Annotated in this window: 16 protein-coding genes, 2 rRNA genes and 1 riboswitch (1 of these 19 running past the window's edge); of the genes, 16 read left to right on the top strand and 2 right to left on the bottom strand. The window is 45.7% G+C overall.

Features of this window, described 5'->3' with window-relative positions; all coding sequences use genetic code 11:
- From MKY24_RS00055 to MKY24_RS00065, 3 genes are all read left to right on the top strand, one after another.
- Positions 1-1786 (top strand): 23S ribosomal RNA (locus tag MKY24_RS00055) (it extends 1139 nt beyond the left edge of the window).
- Between the two features lie 152 nt (positions 1787-1938).
- Positions 1939-2055: ribosomal RNA gene (rrf, locus tag MKY24_RS00060) — 5S ribosomal RNA — on the top strand.
- Positions 2056-2289: 234 nt separating this feature from the next.
- Positions 2290-2709: a hypothetical protein gene (locus MKY24_RS00065; protein WP_013308104.1), complete on the top strand. Its 420-nt coding sequence runs from the start codon at positions 2290-2292 to the stop codon at positions 2707-2709.
- Between the two features lie 373 nt (positions 2710-3082).
- Here the strand turns inward: MKY24_RS00065 and MKY24_RS00070 are convergent, their stop codons facing one another.
- Positions 3083-3610 (bottom strand): hypothetical protein, encoded by a 528-nt coding sequence (locus tag MKY24_RS00070; RefSeq protein WP_023986421.1) that lies wholly within the window; start codon positions 3608-3610, stop codon positions 3083-3085.
- 400 nt (positions 3611-4010) lie between these two features.
- On the opposite strand from MKY24_RS00070, the gene MKY24_RS00075 reads away from it, so the two are divergent.
- From MKY24_RS00075 to rsmI, 10 genes are all read left to right on the top strand, one after another.
- Positions 4011-4196, top strand: a complete 186-nt coding sequence (locus MKY24_RS00075; protein ID WP_023986422.1) for a sigma factor G inhibitor Gin — start codon at positions 4011-4013, stop codon at positions 4194-4196.
- 144 nt (positions 4197-4340) lie between these two features.
- A complete protein-coding gene (locus MKY24_RS00080; RefSeq protein WP_076265347.1) occupies positions 4341-5924 on the top strand; it encodes an amino acid decarboxylase in 1584 nt (527 codons plus the stop codon).
- 103 nt (positions 5925-6027) lie between these two features.
- Positions 6028-6675, top strand: a complete 648-nt coding sequence (tmk, locus tag MKY24_RS00085; protein WP_068938708.1) for a dTMP kinase — start codon at positions 6028-6030, stop codon at positions 6673-6675.
- A gap of 74 nt (positions 6676-6749) precedes the next feature.
- The gene (locus MKY24_RS00090) at positions 6750-7079 is read left to right on the top strand and encodes a cyclic-di-AMP receptor (RefSeq protein ID WP_007427998.1); all 330 of its coding nucleotides are present in this window, start codon (positions 6750-6752) and stop codon (positions 7077-7079) included.
- A 197-nt stretch (positions 7080-7276) separates the two neighbouring features.
- Positions 7277-7720: a YaaR family protein gene (locus MKY24_RS00095; RefSeq protein WP_013308108.1), complete on the top strand. Its 444-nt coding sequence runs from the start codon at positions 7277-7279 to the stop codon at positions 7718-7720.
- A 247-nt stretch (positions 7721-7967) separates the two neighbouring features.
- Positions 7968-8963, top strand: coding sequence for a DNA polymerase III subunit delta' (holB, locus tag MKY24_RS00100; protein WP_339201217.1), 996 nt, complete (start codon positions 7968-7970; stop codon positions 8961-8963).
- 138 nt (positions 8964-9101) lie between these two features.
- Positions 9102-9902, top strand: coding sequence for a stage 0 sporulation family protein (locus MKY24_RS00105; protein WP_013308110.1), 801 nt, complete (start codon positions 9102-9104; stop codon positions 9900-9902).
- Positions 9903-9929: 27 nt separating this feature from the next.
- A complete protein-coding gene (gene yabA, locus MKY24_RS00110; RefSeq protein WP_025722558.1) occupies positions 9930-10304 on the top strand; it encodes a DNA replication initiation control protein YabA in 375 nt (124 codons plus the stop codon).
- Between the two features lie 90 nt (positions 10305-10394).
- On the top strand, positions 10395-11150 hold the full coding sequence (locus MKY24_RS00115) for a tRNA1(Val) (adenine(37)-N6)-methyltransferase (RefSeq protein WP_254349261.1): 756 nt from the start codon (positions 10395-10397) through the stop codon (positions 11148-11150).
- Positions 11147-12028, top strand: a complete 882-nt coding sequence (gene rsmI, locus MKY24_RS00120) for a 16S rRNA (cytidine(1402)-2'-O)-methyltransferase (RefSeq protein ID WP_053324314.1) — start codon at positions 11147-11149, stop codon at positions 12026-12028. The genes MKY24_RS00115 and rsmI overlap by 4 nt, the downstream gene beginning before the upstream one ends.
- Positions 12029-12152: 124 nt before the next feature.
- Here rsmI and MKY24_RS00125 read toward each other — a convergent pair whose 3' ends face one another.
- Positions 12153-12407, bottom strand: a complete 255-nt coding sequence (locus MKY24_RS00125) for an AbrB/MazE/SpoVT family DNA-binding domain-containing protein (protein ID WP_007428005.1) — start codon at positions 12405-12407, stop codon at positions 12153-12155.
- A 331-nt stretch (positions 12408-12738) separates the two neighbouring features.
- On the opposite strand from MKY24_RS00125, the gene MKY24_RS00130 reads away from it, so the two are divergent.
- The 3 genes from MKY24_RS00130 (at position 12739) to MKY24_RS00140 (ending at position 16739) form a co-directional block, all read left to right on the top strand.
- Positions 12739-14022 (top strand): HD domain-containing protein, encoded by a 1284-nt coding sequence (locus tag MKY24_RS00130; protein WP_023986428.1) that lies wholly within the window; start codon positions 12739-12741, stop codon positions 14020-14022.
- Between the two features lie 42 nt (positions 14023-14064).
- Positions 14065-14835, top strand: a complete 771-nt coding sequence (locus MKY24_RS00135; protein WP_023986429.1) for a TatD family hydrolase — start codon at positions 14065-14067, stop codon at positions 14833-14835.
- A gap of 201 nt (positions 14836-15036) precedes the next feature.
- Positions 15037-15319: riboswitch (cyclic di-AMP (ydaO/yuaA leader) on the top strand.
- Positions 15320-15590: 271 nt separating this feature from the next.
- Complete coding sequence (locus MKY24_RS00140; protein WP_071559543.1) at positions 15591-16739, top strand: 3D domain-containing protein; 1149 nt, start codon at positions 15591-15593, stop codon at positions 16737-16739.
- Positions 16740-16802: the final 63 nt, after the last annotated feature.

A 16802-nucleotide genomic window follows, 5' to 3' on the forward strand; every position in this document is an offset into this window, starting at 1 on the left:
GTAATAGCTCACTGGTCGAGTGACTCTGCGCCGAAAATGTAACGGGGCTAAACACACCACCGAAGCTATGGCTTGATGCTTGCATCAGGGGTAGGGGAGCGTTGAATGCGGGTTGAAGGTGTACCGTAAGGAGCGCTGGACTGCATTCAAGTGAGAATGCCGGTATGAGTAACGAAAAGATCTGTGAGAATCAGATCCGCCGAAAGCCTAAGGGTTCCTGAGGAAGGTTCGTCCGCTCAGGGTAAGTCGGGACCTAAGGCGAGGCCGATAGGCGTAGTCGAAGGACAACAGGTCGAAATTCCTGTACCACCGTAATCCGTTATGAGCAATGGGGTGACGCAGTAGGGTAGTGACGCGGACTGATGGATGTCCGTCTAAGCAGTGAGGCTGGTGTGTAGGCAAATCCGCACATCGTTAAGGCTGGGCTGTGATGGGGAGCGAAAATTGTAGTAGCGAAGGTCATGATCTCAGACTGCCAAGAAAAGCCTCTAGCCAGGAGAAGGTGCCCGTACCGCAAACCGACACAGGTAGGCGAGAAGAGAATTCTAAGGCGCGCGGAAGAACTCTCGTTAAGGAACTCGGCAAAATGACCCCGTAACTTCGGGAGAAGGGGTGCCTCGGTAGGGTGAATAGCCCGAGGGGGCCGCAGTGAAAAGGCCCAAGCGACTGTTTAGCAAAAACACAGGTCTGTGCGAAGCCGCAAGGCGAAGTATACGGGCTGACGCCTGCCCGGTGCTGGAAGGTTAAGGGGAGTGGTAAGCCTTCGGGCGAAGCTATGAACCGAAGCCCCAGTAAACGGCGGCCGTAACTATAACGGTCCTAAGGTAGCGAAATTCCTTGTCAGGTAAATTCTGACCCGCACGAATGGCGTAACGACTTGGGCGCTGTCTCAACGAGAGATCCGGTGAAATTTTAATACCTGTGAAGATGCAGGTTACCCGCGACAAGACGGAAAGACCCCATGGAGCTTTACTGCAGCTTGATATTGAATTTGGGTACGATCTGTACAGGATAGGTGGGAGCCGTTGAACTTTGAGCGCCAGCTTGAAGGGAGGCATCCTTGGGATACCACCCTGATCGTATCTAGGTTCTAACTTGGTACCGTAATCCGGTGCGAGGACAGTGTCAGGTGGGCAGTTTGACTGGGGCGGTCGCCTCCTAAAGAGTAACGGAGGCGCCCCAAGGTTCCCTCAGAATGGTTGGAAATCATTCGAAGAGTGCAAAGGCAGAAGGGAGCTTGACTGCGAGACCTACAAGTCGAGCAGGGACGAAAGTCGGGCTTAGTGATCCGGTGGTACCGCATGGAAGGGCCATCGCTCAACGGATAAAAGCTACCCTGGGGATAACAGGCTTATCTCCCCCAAGAGTCCACATCGACGGGGAGGTTTGGCACCTCGATGTCGGCTCATCGCATCCTGGGGCTGAAGTAGGTCCCAAGGGTTGGGCTGTTCGCCCATTAAAGCGGTACGCGAGCTGGGTTCAGAACGTCGTGAGACAGTTCGGTCCCTATCTGTCGTGGGCGTAGGAAATTTGAGAGGAGCTGTCCTTAGTACGAGAGGACCGGGATGGACGTACCGCTGGTGTACCAGTTGTTCCGCCAGGAGCACCGCTGGGTAGCTATGTACGGAAGGGATAAGCGCTGAAAGCATCTAAGCGTGAAGCCCCCCTCAAGATGAGATTTCCCAATTAGTAAGACCCCTTGAAGACGACGAGGTAGATAGGTTGGGGGTGGAAGTGCAGTAATGCATGGAGCTGACCAATACTAATCGGTCGAGGGCTTATCCTAAGAATAAAACGCAAATGAGTTTCGGATCCAGTTTTCAGGGTGTAACCTTGAAAGTATGTACAAGTGACATACAATAAGCGCATGGCTATTCATTCACACGATAAGTGATGAACCGAATAACCGTACGGAAGAATTTACAGTGTAAATTCATGTTTGGTGGCGATAGCGGAGGGGTTCCACACGTACCCATCCCGAACACGACCGTTAAGCCCTCCAGCGCCGATGGTACTTGGACCGCAGGGTCCTGGGAGAGTAGGACGTCGCCAAGCAACAAGTAAAGAGGACCATGATCTCATTGAGATTATGGTTCTTTTTTTGCATATACGTATACTTTAGAAATATCCTTACAAAAGGAAGGTAACATTTTTGTTACGGAATGTAAGAGTAAACCCTGTATAATATAGGTATTGAATCCCATACACACACGCTGCATTATTGCAGAATTATGCAAACTCCATCATAGGATTTTGTATAGTCAATCAGGCTGGTAAGGAGGGAAGATCATGCGGCGAAATAAATGGCTTGCTCTATTGGTGCTATTCAGTGTCGCTGTCGCGATTCTTACCGGGTGCGTGGAGGAGGAGCCTTCTTGGACATCGTTTGAGGGTGCTGCCAATGAGAAGACGTTTCCGGTTCCCAAAGAAGCTAGTAAAACCGATCGGGCCAGCAGTAATTCGGACATGGACTATGTTCGCTATGCACTGCCAGCATTGAAGGAAAGTGATAGTCTACCTGCTCCTTATCTAGAGGAGATTGCAGCTTGGGGCTGGACTGAGGAACCGAATTTATCCACCTCGAATCAGAAGGTGTTTCAGAAAAATAAACACATGGTGCATTTATCTGTGCATGATGGTTCTTTTACTGTATTGGTTCCAAAAGACAGAAAGGCTGTTGTGAAGAGCAAAAGCGTGGATCTTAATTAGGGACACGGTTTTTAACCGAGTAAGTAGCATAGGATTTATTGTAGATCATATTTTTAGTAAACTCATAGCGTATTGTATGCTGTGTATAATGATGAATGAAGAGATCGGATATGGGGAAGCACTCAGAACTGCAGTTGAGTAGGGGGTGGCTTCCTTTTATATATTTGCATGTTGATCAAATGCTCTACATGAATAACGAGGATAATGATGAGGAAAAGTTTACTTGATAAGCGAATATAACGATTACAGTTGTTAAGTCACAAAAAAAGGAGTAACCGGTTGAGGTTGCTCCTTTTTTATTGCTTCGGTCTATATGGGTGTAGGTTAGTTCAGACCTGAATTTTCTATCTGTACGGATAATGAGTGGTTAGATTTACTGTTGATAATATGAGGCATCTTCATCGGTAAACTTCAACATGCCGTCTTTTCTCTCGCCTGTAAGCCGACTGAGGATGTATAGACGCGGTGCAATAAGCCATAGATGCCAGAAGAGTAAGGATACAGTAAAGGCTGGTGGAGACCAGAGAATGAATACGGCTGATAAGCAGATACCGATCCAGAGGGTATGTATGTGCACACGACGAAAGATGCTATAGCCTATATACTGGTCTGTCATATAGCCTAGCCAAGGTAATTTACGATGGAATGCCCAGCGTTTGCGGAAGGATGTTCCGCCACCGATGTATAGGACAGATCGTGAGATTACGAAGTGTACCCATAAGGTTAGGAAAAAGGCAAGAGCAAACAAAAACACGCTAGTCCAGGAAAAGGCAAGAAGCAGAAAGAGAAGCATAATAATAGGTAATGTGATGTGACTCCATATTAGTTGACGCGGTATACTGATTTTTTTAATGAGCTTGTAGTGATAGTAGGTAGCTTTGGTTCCGGTTTCCTCTGTCATGCGAACAGTCCTTTCATTAATCTACTGCATCACAAGTGGCTTCCCGTCCACAGCCGGAAAAAGGGACGGTACTTCGCTCATGCCGCTTTAAATAAGCATTTAATCGTTTTTGTAGAAATACAGAATGATCAACATCCAGTGTTAGCTAGCCTACTCTATAATTACTGGAAAAGCTATCACTGATGAAGTGTTCAAGAGCTCCGATGAAAGGGTATCCATACATAAGAGCTTTTCTTATTATATCGGCATAGACGGCTGTTTTTTAAACATACGGGGTACAAACACCATAATGGCCCAGAAGGAATATATATAGAGTATATCGTCGAACTGGGCTATGAAAAGGTTTAAAATAGTAGAAAGTGCCCCATACTAATAGTAAAAGAAACAAGGTGGGATGGATATGCATGATCAAGGCGGCCACCGCTGCATTATATGCGGGCAGCACAAGCATGAAGGCATTTTTATCGTTTCCGAGTTTATCTGTGATACGTGTGAAGCTGAAATGGTGCACACGGATGCAACTGATGCCAAATATCATTTTTTTATTGATCAATTAAAGCAAATCTGGGTACAGAAAAATGCATAATATCCTTTGCTAATTAGTCTTTGAAGGATTGGCATTCCAAGGTCTGTCGATACGGGCCTTTTTTTCTGTGAGTAAAAGTAGGATTCCGCTTGATTTTACGATAAAATAAGGTAGATATAAAGCTTTGTTTGGAAGGATTGCAGAATGATGGGGAAAAAGGCGGTACATGCACCATTAATGGAAGCTCTAATACGTTACCGGACTCAGGGCAATGCTTCTTTCCATGTACCCGGTCATAAAAATGGACAAGTATATGAGCATGAAAATATTGCGTCTCTGTTGCAAGAAGTGATGTCTATTGATGCGACAGAAATTTCTGGACTGGATGATTTGCATCACCCAGAAGATGTGATTCGTGAAGGGCAGGGACTGGCTGCAAAGTGCTTTGGTGCTGAGGAGAGCTTTTGGCTAATTGGAGGAAGCACGGTCGGTAATTTGGCTATGATTTTAACTGTATGTACGGAGCCGGGAGATCTACTGCTGGTACAGAGGAATGTACACAAATCTGTCCTGAACGGTCTCATGCTGTCAGGGGCTAACGCGGTATTCCTGGATCCGGAAATAGATACACTAAGCGGACTGGCGGTTGCCCCAACGACGGATACAATAAAGGCTGCACTGAAGGCCTATCCTTCGGCTAAAGGGGTGTTACTTACACTACCTAATTACTATGGAATGGGGCATGACCTGACGGCAACGGCTAAGGCCTGTCATGCAGCCCATGTGCCGCTATTGGTAGATGAGGCACACGGTGCCCATTATGGGCTGCATCCTCGTTTGCCAGCCTCTGCGCTATCCTGCGGGGCTGATGTAGTCGTCCAGTCGACACATAAAATGCTTCCAGCCATGACCATGGGGGCCATGTTACATGTGCAGGGAGAGAGAATCCATCGGGAACTGCTTCGTCAGCGGTTGGCGATGGTGCAGAGCTCTAGCCCTTCTTATCCGTTAATGGCTTCACTGGATTTGGCAAGATGGTATATAGAGGCGTATGGAGCGGATGCTTTTACAGTGGGCTTAGCGGCGGCAGATGCTTTTAGAAAGGGCCTGGAGCAGCTCCCACGCTTTCGCTTGCTAGAACCTACACAGCAGGTACTAGAGAGGAAAGGCGCTCACAGGGGAATCTCTGAGGTCCTAGAAAGGGCTGAGGAGGGAATAAGCGGATATTCAACCCAGGACCCTTTTAAATTGGTGCTGTATGATACATGGGGGATACTGGATGGGTTTGGACTCAAGCATGAGTTGGAGACTTATGGATGTACTCCAGAGATGAGCGACGAAAAACATGTTGTTTTATTGTTTACGTTAGGCTCTACGCCTAAGGATGCGAGTCACCTGTTGCAGGCTCTTGTGCATATAGATAATGATATAAGATTTAAGGAGACGGCTGGTGAGCCGAGGGCAACGGAAAAAGAGCTGCAAAGACTCGAATTAGATTTTTCCACGTGGAACAATGATAGAATGAAGGGATACTCTAGTCCGGTGCTTTTTGGGCTTCGACCGATTAGCCCGGATCAGATAGAGAACGTGTCTGTAGACGATTCCGCTGGCAGGGTAGTGGCTGAAATGATTATCCCGTATCCTCCAGGTATTCCGCTGTTATATACAGGAGAAACAATCACAGAAGCGATTGCACTGCGGATGAGTCGTCTACGTGAGCTGGGAGCCAAGTGGCATGGGATAGCAGATGAAAGTATGCTTACAATTCGGGTATTCCGTTTACAATAAAGATTAGATACTAGAGACTTAACAAATACAGAAGACTGAATAAAAGAAGCATACGTAGCCTGTGGGTGACTTTTATTTTTCAGGCAGGAAAGCAGGGAATAACATGAATCGCAAAGGCATTTTTATCACACTGGAGGGGGGAGACGGCTCCGGTAAAACAACTATGATTCAACGGCTGGCGAAGTTTATGGAGGAAGAAGGCTATCCAGTCATCACGACGAGGGAGCCGGGTGGCATCGAAATTTCCGAAAAGATTCGCTCTATCATTTTGGACCCTGCTCATACCAGTATGGATGCTCGAACAGAGGCACTTTTATACGCGGCGGCGCGGCGTCAGCATTTGGTGGAGAAGGTAAAGCCGGCTATTGAACAGGGAGCTATCGTATTATGTGATCGTTTTGTGGATAGTAGCTTGGTCTATCAAGGATTTGCAAGAGGGATCGGAATTGAAGAGGTAGCTTCAATTAATCGCTTCGCGGTGGATGATTGGGAGCCGGATGCCACATTTTATCTGGATATTGAGCCCGAATTGGGATTGGCAAGAATTAATGCGTCACGAGGAGCAGAAATGGACCGCCTCGACATGGAGAGTATATCGTTTCACCATAAGGTGCGAGAGGCATATTTGGAGTTGGCTCGCAAATTTCCGGAGCGAATTACAATTGTTGATGCATCTCCGGCGCCAGAGCAGGTGGAGCAAGTATTGAGGGATTTGCTGAAAAAGCGGTTTGTTCAGAATTTTAGCATATAATTGTCGAAGGATATACGGTAAAATTGAGCTAGGGACAAGGTTGTCTCTAATATGACTTGAAGGAGGAATACAGGATGAAGCTGATTATTGCGATTGTACAGGATAAGGACAGTAATAGATTATCCAGCGGACTGGTGAAAGCTAATTTCCGTGCTACCAAATTGGCGAGCACAGGAGGATTTCTGCGTGCAGGTAATACGACATTTATGATCGGTGTTGATGACAATCAGGTGGACTCATTAATGAACGTCATTCGCAGCAGTTGCAAGGTTCGTGAACAGCTGGTCACACCCGTTACCCCTATGAGCGGGACGACGGATTCCTATTTACCGTTACCTGTTGAAGTGCAGGTGGGTGGAGCGACGGTATTCGTGATGCCTGTAGACCGTTTCGAGCATTTCTGAATCTACACAATAGGGCCTATTCTGCCGATATGATAGGGGAATCGCCTGTATCTTCTCACATGATGGGAGTGAGGGCAGATCCACTAAAACGGCAGCGCTACAGCGTAGTCCCCGGAAAGCCGAAGAAACCCCGAGTTCTAGTTTGAACTGTTCATGAAGGGGGAAAGTGGAAGCATCCGGGGAGAAAGCAGGTTTATATGAAAATAAATCCGGGCTATCGCCCTTTACAAAGTACATTGTCTACAAATGAAATGAGTGCAAAGCCAATTCAGCCCAAGAGCTTCTCCGACGTTATGCAGCAAAATGGGGAGCAGGCTTCGCAGGAGGAATTGAATCGGCGCTTTAAGGAAATACAAATGCAGGGAGATCGTCTTGCACGTTCAATGACGATTCGTGAGTTGAAGGCTTATAAGATGCTGGTTAAACGGTTTTTGGAAGATACAGTTCGGCGAGGCGTGTCCATGAAGGACACAAAGGGTTGGGATCGCCGGGGACGCAGCAAACGTTATAAGCTGATTGATGAAGTGGATGAGCTGTTGCTCAAAATGGCGGATGAGCTGCTTGAAACTGAACAAGGCAAGATTGAGCTTTTGCAAGGGGTCGGTGAGATCAGAGGATTGCTGATTAATCTCTCATTTTAATGCAGACTTATGTTATAAATGAATACAGACGGGCTGTTGCCACGAAGAAATAATCTGCTTGCTGATCATGCTGGCAGATTATTTTTGACTATGTATATGTGGGCAGACGTGATACGGAAATAGCAGCAGTTGCCCCGAAAAACGAGGATTTGAAGTTGGAATCATGAAAATAGCAACAAAGTTTGCCCGGAAGAACAACGGTTTGCTGAGGGATCACAGTTGTTTTCAGTGGAGAAAGTGAGGAAATATGTCTTTTCAACATATAATGGGCCAGGATGTAGCCAAAAAAATGCTGCAAAGTGCACTACGGAATCATACGGTCAACCATGCCTATGTTTTTAGCGGGCCGCCGGGAAGCGGGCAGATGAACATGGCGCAGATCTTTGCTAAGGCTTTATTTTGTGAGCGACAGACGGATGATGCATGTGGGGAGTGCTTGTCGTGCCGTAAGGTAGAGCACGGGAATCATCCAGATTTGCACATTGTAGAGCCGGATGGAGCTACGATTAAAATTGATCAGATTCGCGGGCTTCAACGTATATTTTCTTACAAATCTGAAAGCTCCAATCCGAAGGTATATATTATTCGACAGGCGGATACCATGACAGTGCAAGCTGCTAATAGCCTACTTAAATTTCTAGAGGAGCCCCAGATTCCAGTGGTCGGCATACTCATTTCTGAAAATGGACAGGCGTTGCTGCCTACGATTCAATCACGGACGCAGCAGATTCCTTTCCACGCTTTACAGCCGGAAGTGATGATGCAGGCGTTAATTGGGGAAGGCTATACGGCAGGGCTTGTCCGGTCGGTCGTTCATATTGCTTCAGGACTGGAATCATGTAGAGAAATTCTCCAGCAGAATTGGTTTGCAGAAATTAGAAACGTAGTGTTACAATTAGTGAAGGAGTCCATGAGTCGGGGGAGCTCGTCTATTATTCTGGCTCAACAGAAGATTTTTAAAACTGGACTTTCTGAACACCTGGATATTCTGTTTCATCTGTTTCATTTGTGGTTTAAGGATATGCTTCATTTCCGTTACGGAAGGCACGAAAGCATTGTTTTCATAGATCATTTGGAGTCCGTCTCCAAATTGGCAATCACCCGCAGCACGGAACAATGGGTCTCTTATATGGATTTGGCCGCGAATTGCAGGAAGAAGCTCCGTTTTCACGTCAACGGGCAATTATGCGTGGAGCAGCTTCTGATTGGGTTGTCCGATACAAGCGGTTCTATCACCGGCTAACAGGAAGGCGCGCTTGTTCCACTCTGCACAATCCGCGACGCCAGGTTCCCGGTTTGTGCGACAGTGAGACTTCAATTGCGGCCATTCGTACAATGTCGGCTTCAAATGAGGTTTAGTGGCATACAAGGGGGTTAATTTTTGTATAGTGTAGTGGGTGTCCGTTTCAAGAAGGCGGGCAAGACTTATTATTTTGATCCGCTGGACCTTCCAGTGGAGAAAGAAAACTGTGTCATTGTAGAGACCGCGCGCGGTATTGAATATGGCAAGGTTGTAGTGGGCAAAAAAGAGGTAAATGATTCGGATGTTGTCCTGCCCTTAAAAAAAGTCATTCGTATTGCTGGGGATGATGACGCTCTTGTTGTAGAAGAGAATAAATTGGCGGCCAAGGATGCATTCGGCACGTGTTTAAATAAAATTAAAGACCATGGCCTTAAAATGAAGCTGGTAGATGTAGAATTTACATTTGACCGCAATAAGATCATTTTTTATTTTACGGCAGAGGGTCGGGTGGATTTTCGAGAGCTTGTAAAGGACTTGGCCAGTATTTTTCGTACACGGATCGAGCTGCGGCAGATCGGCGTACGGGATGAGGCTAAAATGCTTGGCGGAATCGGACCTTGTGGACGTATTCTGTGTTGCTCCTCATGGCTGGGGGATTTTGAGCCGGTATCTATTAAGATGGCGAAGGATCAGAGTTTGTCGCTGAATCCGACGAAGATTTCCGGGTTGTGCGGGAGATTGATGTGCTGCCTCAAGTTTGAACATGATAACTACGAAAGCATGCGAGAAGAGCTACCTCAGGTGGGTAAGATGGTTATCACCTCTTTGGGAGAAGGTAAAGTCGTAGGTGTGAATGCAGGTCATCGCACGGTGCATGTTCAACTGTTTGAGATCAGTAAGGTCAAGGAACTTCCAATGGACGATGTAGTCGTCAAGTAAACCATTAGGTTGCTTCGGGGTGGAAACTTGGATAAATTAAATGTTTTTGCGCGTATTCACGAAATGGAAACCCAAATGGGACAGTTGCATAGCGATCTGGGTGAATTGAAACTGGCAGTAAAAGAGCTGCTGGAGGAAAATCAACGACTAACGATTGAAAACGAACAGGTGCGCAAGATGCTCAAACGTGAAACCTCTGGAGAAGAAAAGACGGCAAACAAGCCGAAGCTTCCTCCTCCGATCGTCATTAAGGATGAAGGGCAAACGGGTGAGGTCGTGGGTGAAGGCTACGACAATCTAGCAAGGCTGTATCATGAAGGATTTCATATATGCAACGTGTATTACGGACATTTGCGAACGGAAGGCGATTGCCTCTTCTGTCTGTCATTTTTGAATAAATAAAAACAAGCCGTAGGAGCAAGATGCCTACGGCTTTTTTGTAAGGAAGTATGAGTGAAAAGCGATTTTGGTTATAAAAGATGGGAGAGCACTATGGACGAAAATGAAAAGAAGTCTGAACGAATTGATGATTTACTTTCACATAATTTGCGCATTATCCAAAGTGATGAAGTATTCAGCTTCTCGATGGACGCGGTCTTGCTGGCACGTTTTGCCGGTATTCCGCAGCGTGGAAAGATTCTGGATCTGTGTACTGGCAATGGGGTTGTCCCGTTGTTGCTAACGACACGAACAAAAGCGTCTATTGAAGGAATTGAGATTCAACCACGCTTGGCAGATATGGCTAGACGCAGTGTCAGCTTGAATGGATTAGAAGCAGCAATTGAGATTCGGGAAGGGGACCTGCGTGAGCTGGTTCAAATCACGGGACATGGTGTTTATGATGCGATTACCGTGAATCCCCCCTATATGCCGCTAAATGGTAGCGATATCAAGCTGAATCCTCACCAGGCAATTGCCCGTCATGAAGTGAACTGTACACTGGAAGAAGTCATTCAGGCATCCACCCGGCTCGTCCGTAATGGGGGCAAAGTATCCATGGTTCATCGCCCGCAGCGATTGGGTGAGATTATAACCTTGATGCGTAATCATAGTTTGGAACCCAAACGAATACGTTTTGTTCACCCACGAGTTCATATGGAAGCCAATATGGTACTGGTTGAAGCATTACGTGACGGCAAACCGGAGGTTCGTCTGTTGCCTCCGCTCATTGTATATCAGGAAAATGGGAATTATACTCAGGAAATAAGAGATATCTATGGAGAAGTAAGCAAGGGGGATTCTGTGTGAAAGCAGCTGTACAAAAAAGCTTTAGTACCAGCGAAGAAGAACGGGGAAAGTTGTATCTTGTTGCAACACCCATTGGGAATCTGGACGATATGACCTTTAGGGCGATTAACACCTTAAAATCATGTAGTATTATCGCTGCCGAAGATACGCGGCAGACACGCAAACTGCTCACCCATTTCGAAATTACACCGGATATGCTCTTCAGTTATCATGAGCATAATAAGGCTGCAAGTGGGCCTGAACTGATACGTTATATAATAGAAGGAAAAAATTTGGCACTGGTTAGTGATGCAGGTCTACCGGCCATTTCTGACCCTGGTTCGGATCTGGTCAAGCTGGCACTGGAAGCGGAAATTAGCGTCATTCCTATCCCAGGAGCAAATGCAGCACTATCGGCTTTAATTGCTTCAGGACTGGATACAGAAAGGTTCACCTTCGCTGGCTTTCCACCACGGGAGAAAAAGGACCTAGAGAAGCTGTTGCTATCGTTTCAGGTATCTCACGGCACAATTATTTTTTATGAATCGCCTCATCGCATTGTGAAGACATTGATGGTGTTGAAGGAAACATTAGGTTCACGCAAAGTGGTGCTTGCGCGTGAGCTAACCAAGCTGCATGAGGAATGGGTGCGAGGAACCGTGGAGCAATGCCTTGCTAAACTAGAGGAGAATCCACCGATTGGTGAATATTGCCTGGTGGTTGAAGGAAAAGACGAAGAGGAAGAGGAACAGGAACGTCAGGCGTGGTGGCAGTCCTTATCTTTGGAGTCCCACGTCGCACATTACGAGGCAGAGGGACTTACACGTAAGGATGCAATGAAGCGTACAGCCACAGATCGTTCAATCTCCAAGAGAGATGTTTACAACGCACTCTTATGAATATCTGTCTAAACAAAAAAGGGCCTTCCAACGGTTGGGTTCAAACCGTGGAAGGCAACAAGGAGTATATATGAAAAAGGTTAGAATTAACAATATCTGATAAGTCTATTATATACTAAAATTCTCAGTTTGTCACAGGTGTTGGGATTTCAGAAATGCAATCTTGGCAAACAATTTTCCCTTTGAAGTAAATTACGTTCTCAGCATTGCCGCAGAAGATACAAGCAGGCTCGTATTTTTTAAGCATGATGCGTTCGCCATCAACATAAATTTCCAAAGCGTCTTTCTCTCCGATTCCCAGGGTACGACGCAATTCGATTGGAATAACAACACGTCCGAGCTCGTCAACTTTTCTTACAATACCAGTGGATTTCATCATAATAAATCAGGCTCCTCTCGCCGTTTAAAATAATATAAGTGTCATGATTCGACAAAATTTTCTCTTTTCTGATATTTACTATACCAACGATTCCCAAAACAGTCAACCTTAAAAATGTAGTAACAGTCTGATTATGCAAAAGTATTTAGATTAAAGACCTTTACTCATGTGTATTGCCTTATCTTATTGATGATTTATTCAGTTTGTCGATTTGGAAATGTCGAAAAACTATAATTCGACATATTACGACAAAGAATGTCGAATGAGGGAAATTATTTAGGATTTTATTGTATTTTAATCCATTATTCCGAATATTAAAGGAGCTGATATCTTGCACCAGCCACTCAGTGAAGAAAAAGTTTTTAAAGACCCGGTACATAATTACATCCATGTTCAGGATACTGTGATATGGCGGTTGATCAACACGCCAGAGTTCCAACGTTTACGGCGCATACGGCAGTTAGGCACATCGTATCTTACGTTTCATGGAGCGGAGCATAGCCGTTTTTCACATTCATTGGGCGTATATGAGATTACGAGACGTATTATTTCTCAATTTGAACGTGGAGATTTCCCAGATTGGCCGAAGGAGGAAAGGCTGGTTGCTCTGTGTGCAGCCCTATTGCATGATGTGGGGCATGGCCCATTTTCTCATTCAATTGAGGAAGCCTTTCATATGAACCATGAGGATTGGACATGCCGCATTGTACTGGGAGACACGAAGATCAACGCCGTGCTACGGCAAGTCGACGACAAGCTTCCACAAAAGGTGGCTGCGGTTATAGCCAAAACGTATGATAAGCCAATCGTTGTCAACTTGGTAACCAGTCCGCTAGATGCTGACCGTATGGATTATTTGTTGCGGGATGCTCATTCGACAGGTGTCAACTACGGCACAATTGATTTGGATCGTATTTTACGACTGCTACGTCCTCATAATGGGAGAATTGTTGTGAAGGAATCAGGCATGCATGCAGTAGAAGATTATTTAATGTCACGCTACCAGATGTATTGGCAAATTTATTTTCATCCTGTAACACGCAGCTCGGAAATCCTTTTACGTAAAATTTTCAAGCGAGCAAAGGAATTGTTTAAAAACGGATATGAGTTTGGTTTTCTGCTGGACCCGCTGCCGGATCTGTTGAAAGGAGAGCTTACAGTAGAGCAATATCTGATGCTCGACGAGTCATTAATCCAGACCGTATTTAGCCAGTGGAAACGAGAAAAGGACGAGATTTTAAGTGATTTGAGCAGCCGTTTTATGGACCGTAGATTGTATAAATATGTAGAGATTGAAAATATGGATACAGATACCATTGACAGTATTAGAGAAGCTTTGAAAGAGGCTGGTTTGCACCCTGAATATGATTTTGAAATTGATTTTCCGACAGATCTTCCTTATGATGTGTTTCGGCAGGGTGGCTCGACGGACAACCAGATTTTACTGCTTGGACGTCAGGGCGAGGTGAGTGAAATATCCGAAGTTTCGGAAATTGTGCGCTCAATAAGTGGTATTCACCGAGGAAAATATCATATGTATTTTCCCCAGAATAAATTGAACGCGGTAAAAGACAGGCTTCCTGCCGAAATAAGGAATTATTTTGTCAAAGAATAGACAACTATATAGAAATGTAAGTAAAAAAAGGAGATGTAAACCTTGGATTTATTCGACACTCATACTCACTTGGATGCGCCACAATTTGACGAAGATCGTGAAGAAGTTATAGCACGTGCTGTCGAATCAGGAGTAACACGGATGATCAATATCGGATTTAATCGTGAGACCATTCCATCCACTATGAAATTGGCCGAGACGTATGATTTTATTTATGCGGCAGTTGGATGGCATCCGCAGGATGCTATTACAATGCAGGAGGGCGATCTAGAATGGATTGCATCGTTATGCAGTCATAAAAAGGTTGTAGCCATCGGAGAGATCGGTCTGGATTATTATTGGGATACATCACCGAAGGATGTGCAGCATCGGGTGTTTCGAAATCAAATTGGTCTGGCTCGTGAGCTCAAAATGCCCATTGTTATCCATAACCGGGATGCACATGAAGATATTGTTAAGATTTTGCGCGAGGAAAAAGCGAGTGAGATTGGCGGAGTCATGCACTCCTTTTCGGGTAGCTGGGAAACTGCCAAAATGGTGCTGGATATGGGATTTCACCTTTCCTTCGGTGGTCCAATAACGTTCAAAAATGCCAAGCAGCCAAAAGAGGTGCTCGCACAGGTGCCGCTGGACCGTCTGCTCATTGAAACTGATGCTCCCTATCTGACGCCTCATCCGTTTCGTGGGAAGCGAAATGAGTCTGCACATGTGAGACTGGTAGCAGAGGCTGCAGCCCAAATCAAAGGGATTACAGTGGAGGAATTAGTGTCAATAACGACCCAAAATGCCCTGGAACGATTTGACATTCAATGAAAAAGTGAAGAAATCGATCAAAATAAAGAGATAGACGAAGCTAATCATGAATTTGTTGCAGGAAACTCGAGAATATTACAATATTTTAACCGAATATTTTAAAAAATGTACTTGAAACCTGCTTTACAACATGCATAGAAACAGGATATCATCTTTTCAGTGAATTGTTGTTTGAATGTAAACATCAACAAGTCATTTCATGAACCAGTCTCGCTGAGTCCCTTTTACAGGGAACGGGGGAACCGATATGGCTTACAGTACGTCCGGCATATGTGCAAGAAGGGAACGTCTCTTCCGCCAGCCGGCTCGACCGAAATTCTTTCCCCGGATGGGATTGAATAGGTGGAGGAGCCGTATTTCGATTTCTTTCTGGGTCTTCGGGGTGAATGTGAAGGCGACCGCCATGAGCGGTTGACCCAAGCTAGGGCGACTCTCTACGTCCGAACCCGACAGCTAACCCCGTAAGCGTAACAAGAGAGAAGCCATCTCGTGCATGAGTTTTCCCGCATATTCACACATGCCGGAAGCCACGAAAGAGCTCTCTAGTCTCTTTCTCTGGCTTTTTTTGTTGTGAATAAAAGAAAATCTGTCATCATACTGTGGTTAAACAGGGGAGGACAGCATGCCGCGAAGACGGGTACATGGTGCAGGACAGTCGCAGTTTGGGCTTGTCTTGTAGAAAATCTGTTATAGTCACGTCAAATCTCAACTATGTCTTACTCCAGACGGCGGGCTATGTAAGGAGGACGGAGGAAATGGGCATTTTCCAAAAAAAGGATACCCATGAGTCACGCTCATCCAGCATGTCTTACGTATTGCGTTGGAAGCAAGAGAATGTGCGCCAGGCTGCTTTGGTTGCTATTTTTCTAATCGCGCTAACGATTATGATTTCAATTCTGATGTACACGCAATCTAAAAAACAAGTCTTTTTTGTCATCGATGGCAAGGCGTCTGCGGTAGAAACCCGGGAATCCAAGCTTCAAGATTTGCTGAGCGAGCATTCCATTTCACTTCAGCCGCATGATACAGTTTCCATGCCGCTAAATGGAGCAATACAGGATGGCGATCGCGTAGTCATTAAACGTGCCAATCAAGTCAAAGTATCTTCAGGCAATGAGACGAAAAAGCTGTACACAACAGAAAATACAGTAGAAGGTGCCATTCGTACCTCGGGCTATAAATTATCATCAACGGATAAAGTTTATCCTGCGTTGGATGCCTCTGTTTCGTCTAACATGGACATAAAAATCGTCCGTGTGAAGAAACAGCAGGTCGAACAGAAAAAACAGGTGCCTTATCAGGTCATCAAAACGGCCGATCCGAGTCTTTATAAAGGCGATAATCGGGTCATTCAAAGCGGCAAATCGGGTGTGGTCGTCCAGCACGTTCAAAAGGTATATCATGATGGAAAGTTGGTATCCAAACAGCTGGTTAACAAGGAAGTTGCACAGAACCGTGTGGATAAAGTCATTGCGGTAGGAACGAAGAAAAAACCGGTCGTTCTGGCTGCTTCCGTCGGTCCCAATGATGCGGTTAAGGCAACAACGGTTAGTTCGGGCAGTGCTGTCCGTAAAGCAGGCGTCAATTTTAAATATAGCAAAGTTTTACAAAATGTCTCCATGACGGCGTATTCCTCACAGGAGCCAGGTATCGGTACACGTACTGCATCCGGCGCACGTGTCACGGAAGGACGCACCATCGCGGTCGATCCGAGTGTAATTCCAATCGGCTGGTGGGTGTATATCGAAGGGGTGGGCTTCCGCCGTGCGGAGGATACCGGTGGCGCGATTAAAGGCCACAAAATCGATGTGTATTATGAGAGTTTGAGCCGAGCCAACCAATTTGGTCGTAAGCACGGTAAAACCGTTTATGTTATCGGACCGATAAAGCCTGAAATCAACTAAAACAGGTTGTGTATGTTGAGGGCAATGCGATAGTATTAATAACATAGTTATGCCATGCTAAGA

This window comes from Paenibacillus sp. FSL P2-0322 (genome assembly GCF_037975315.1).
GTDB lineage: Bacteria > Bacillota > Bacilli > Paenibacillales > Paenibacillaceae > Paenibacillus > Paenibacillus polymyxa_B.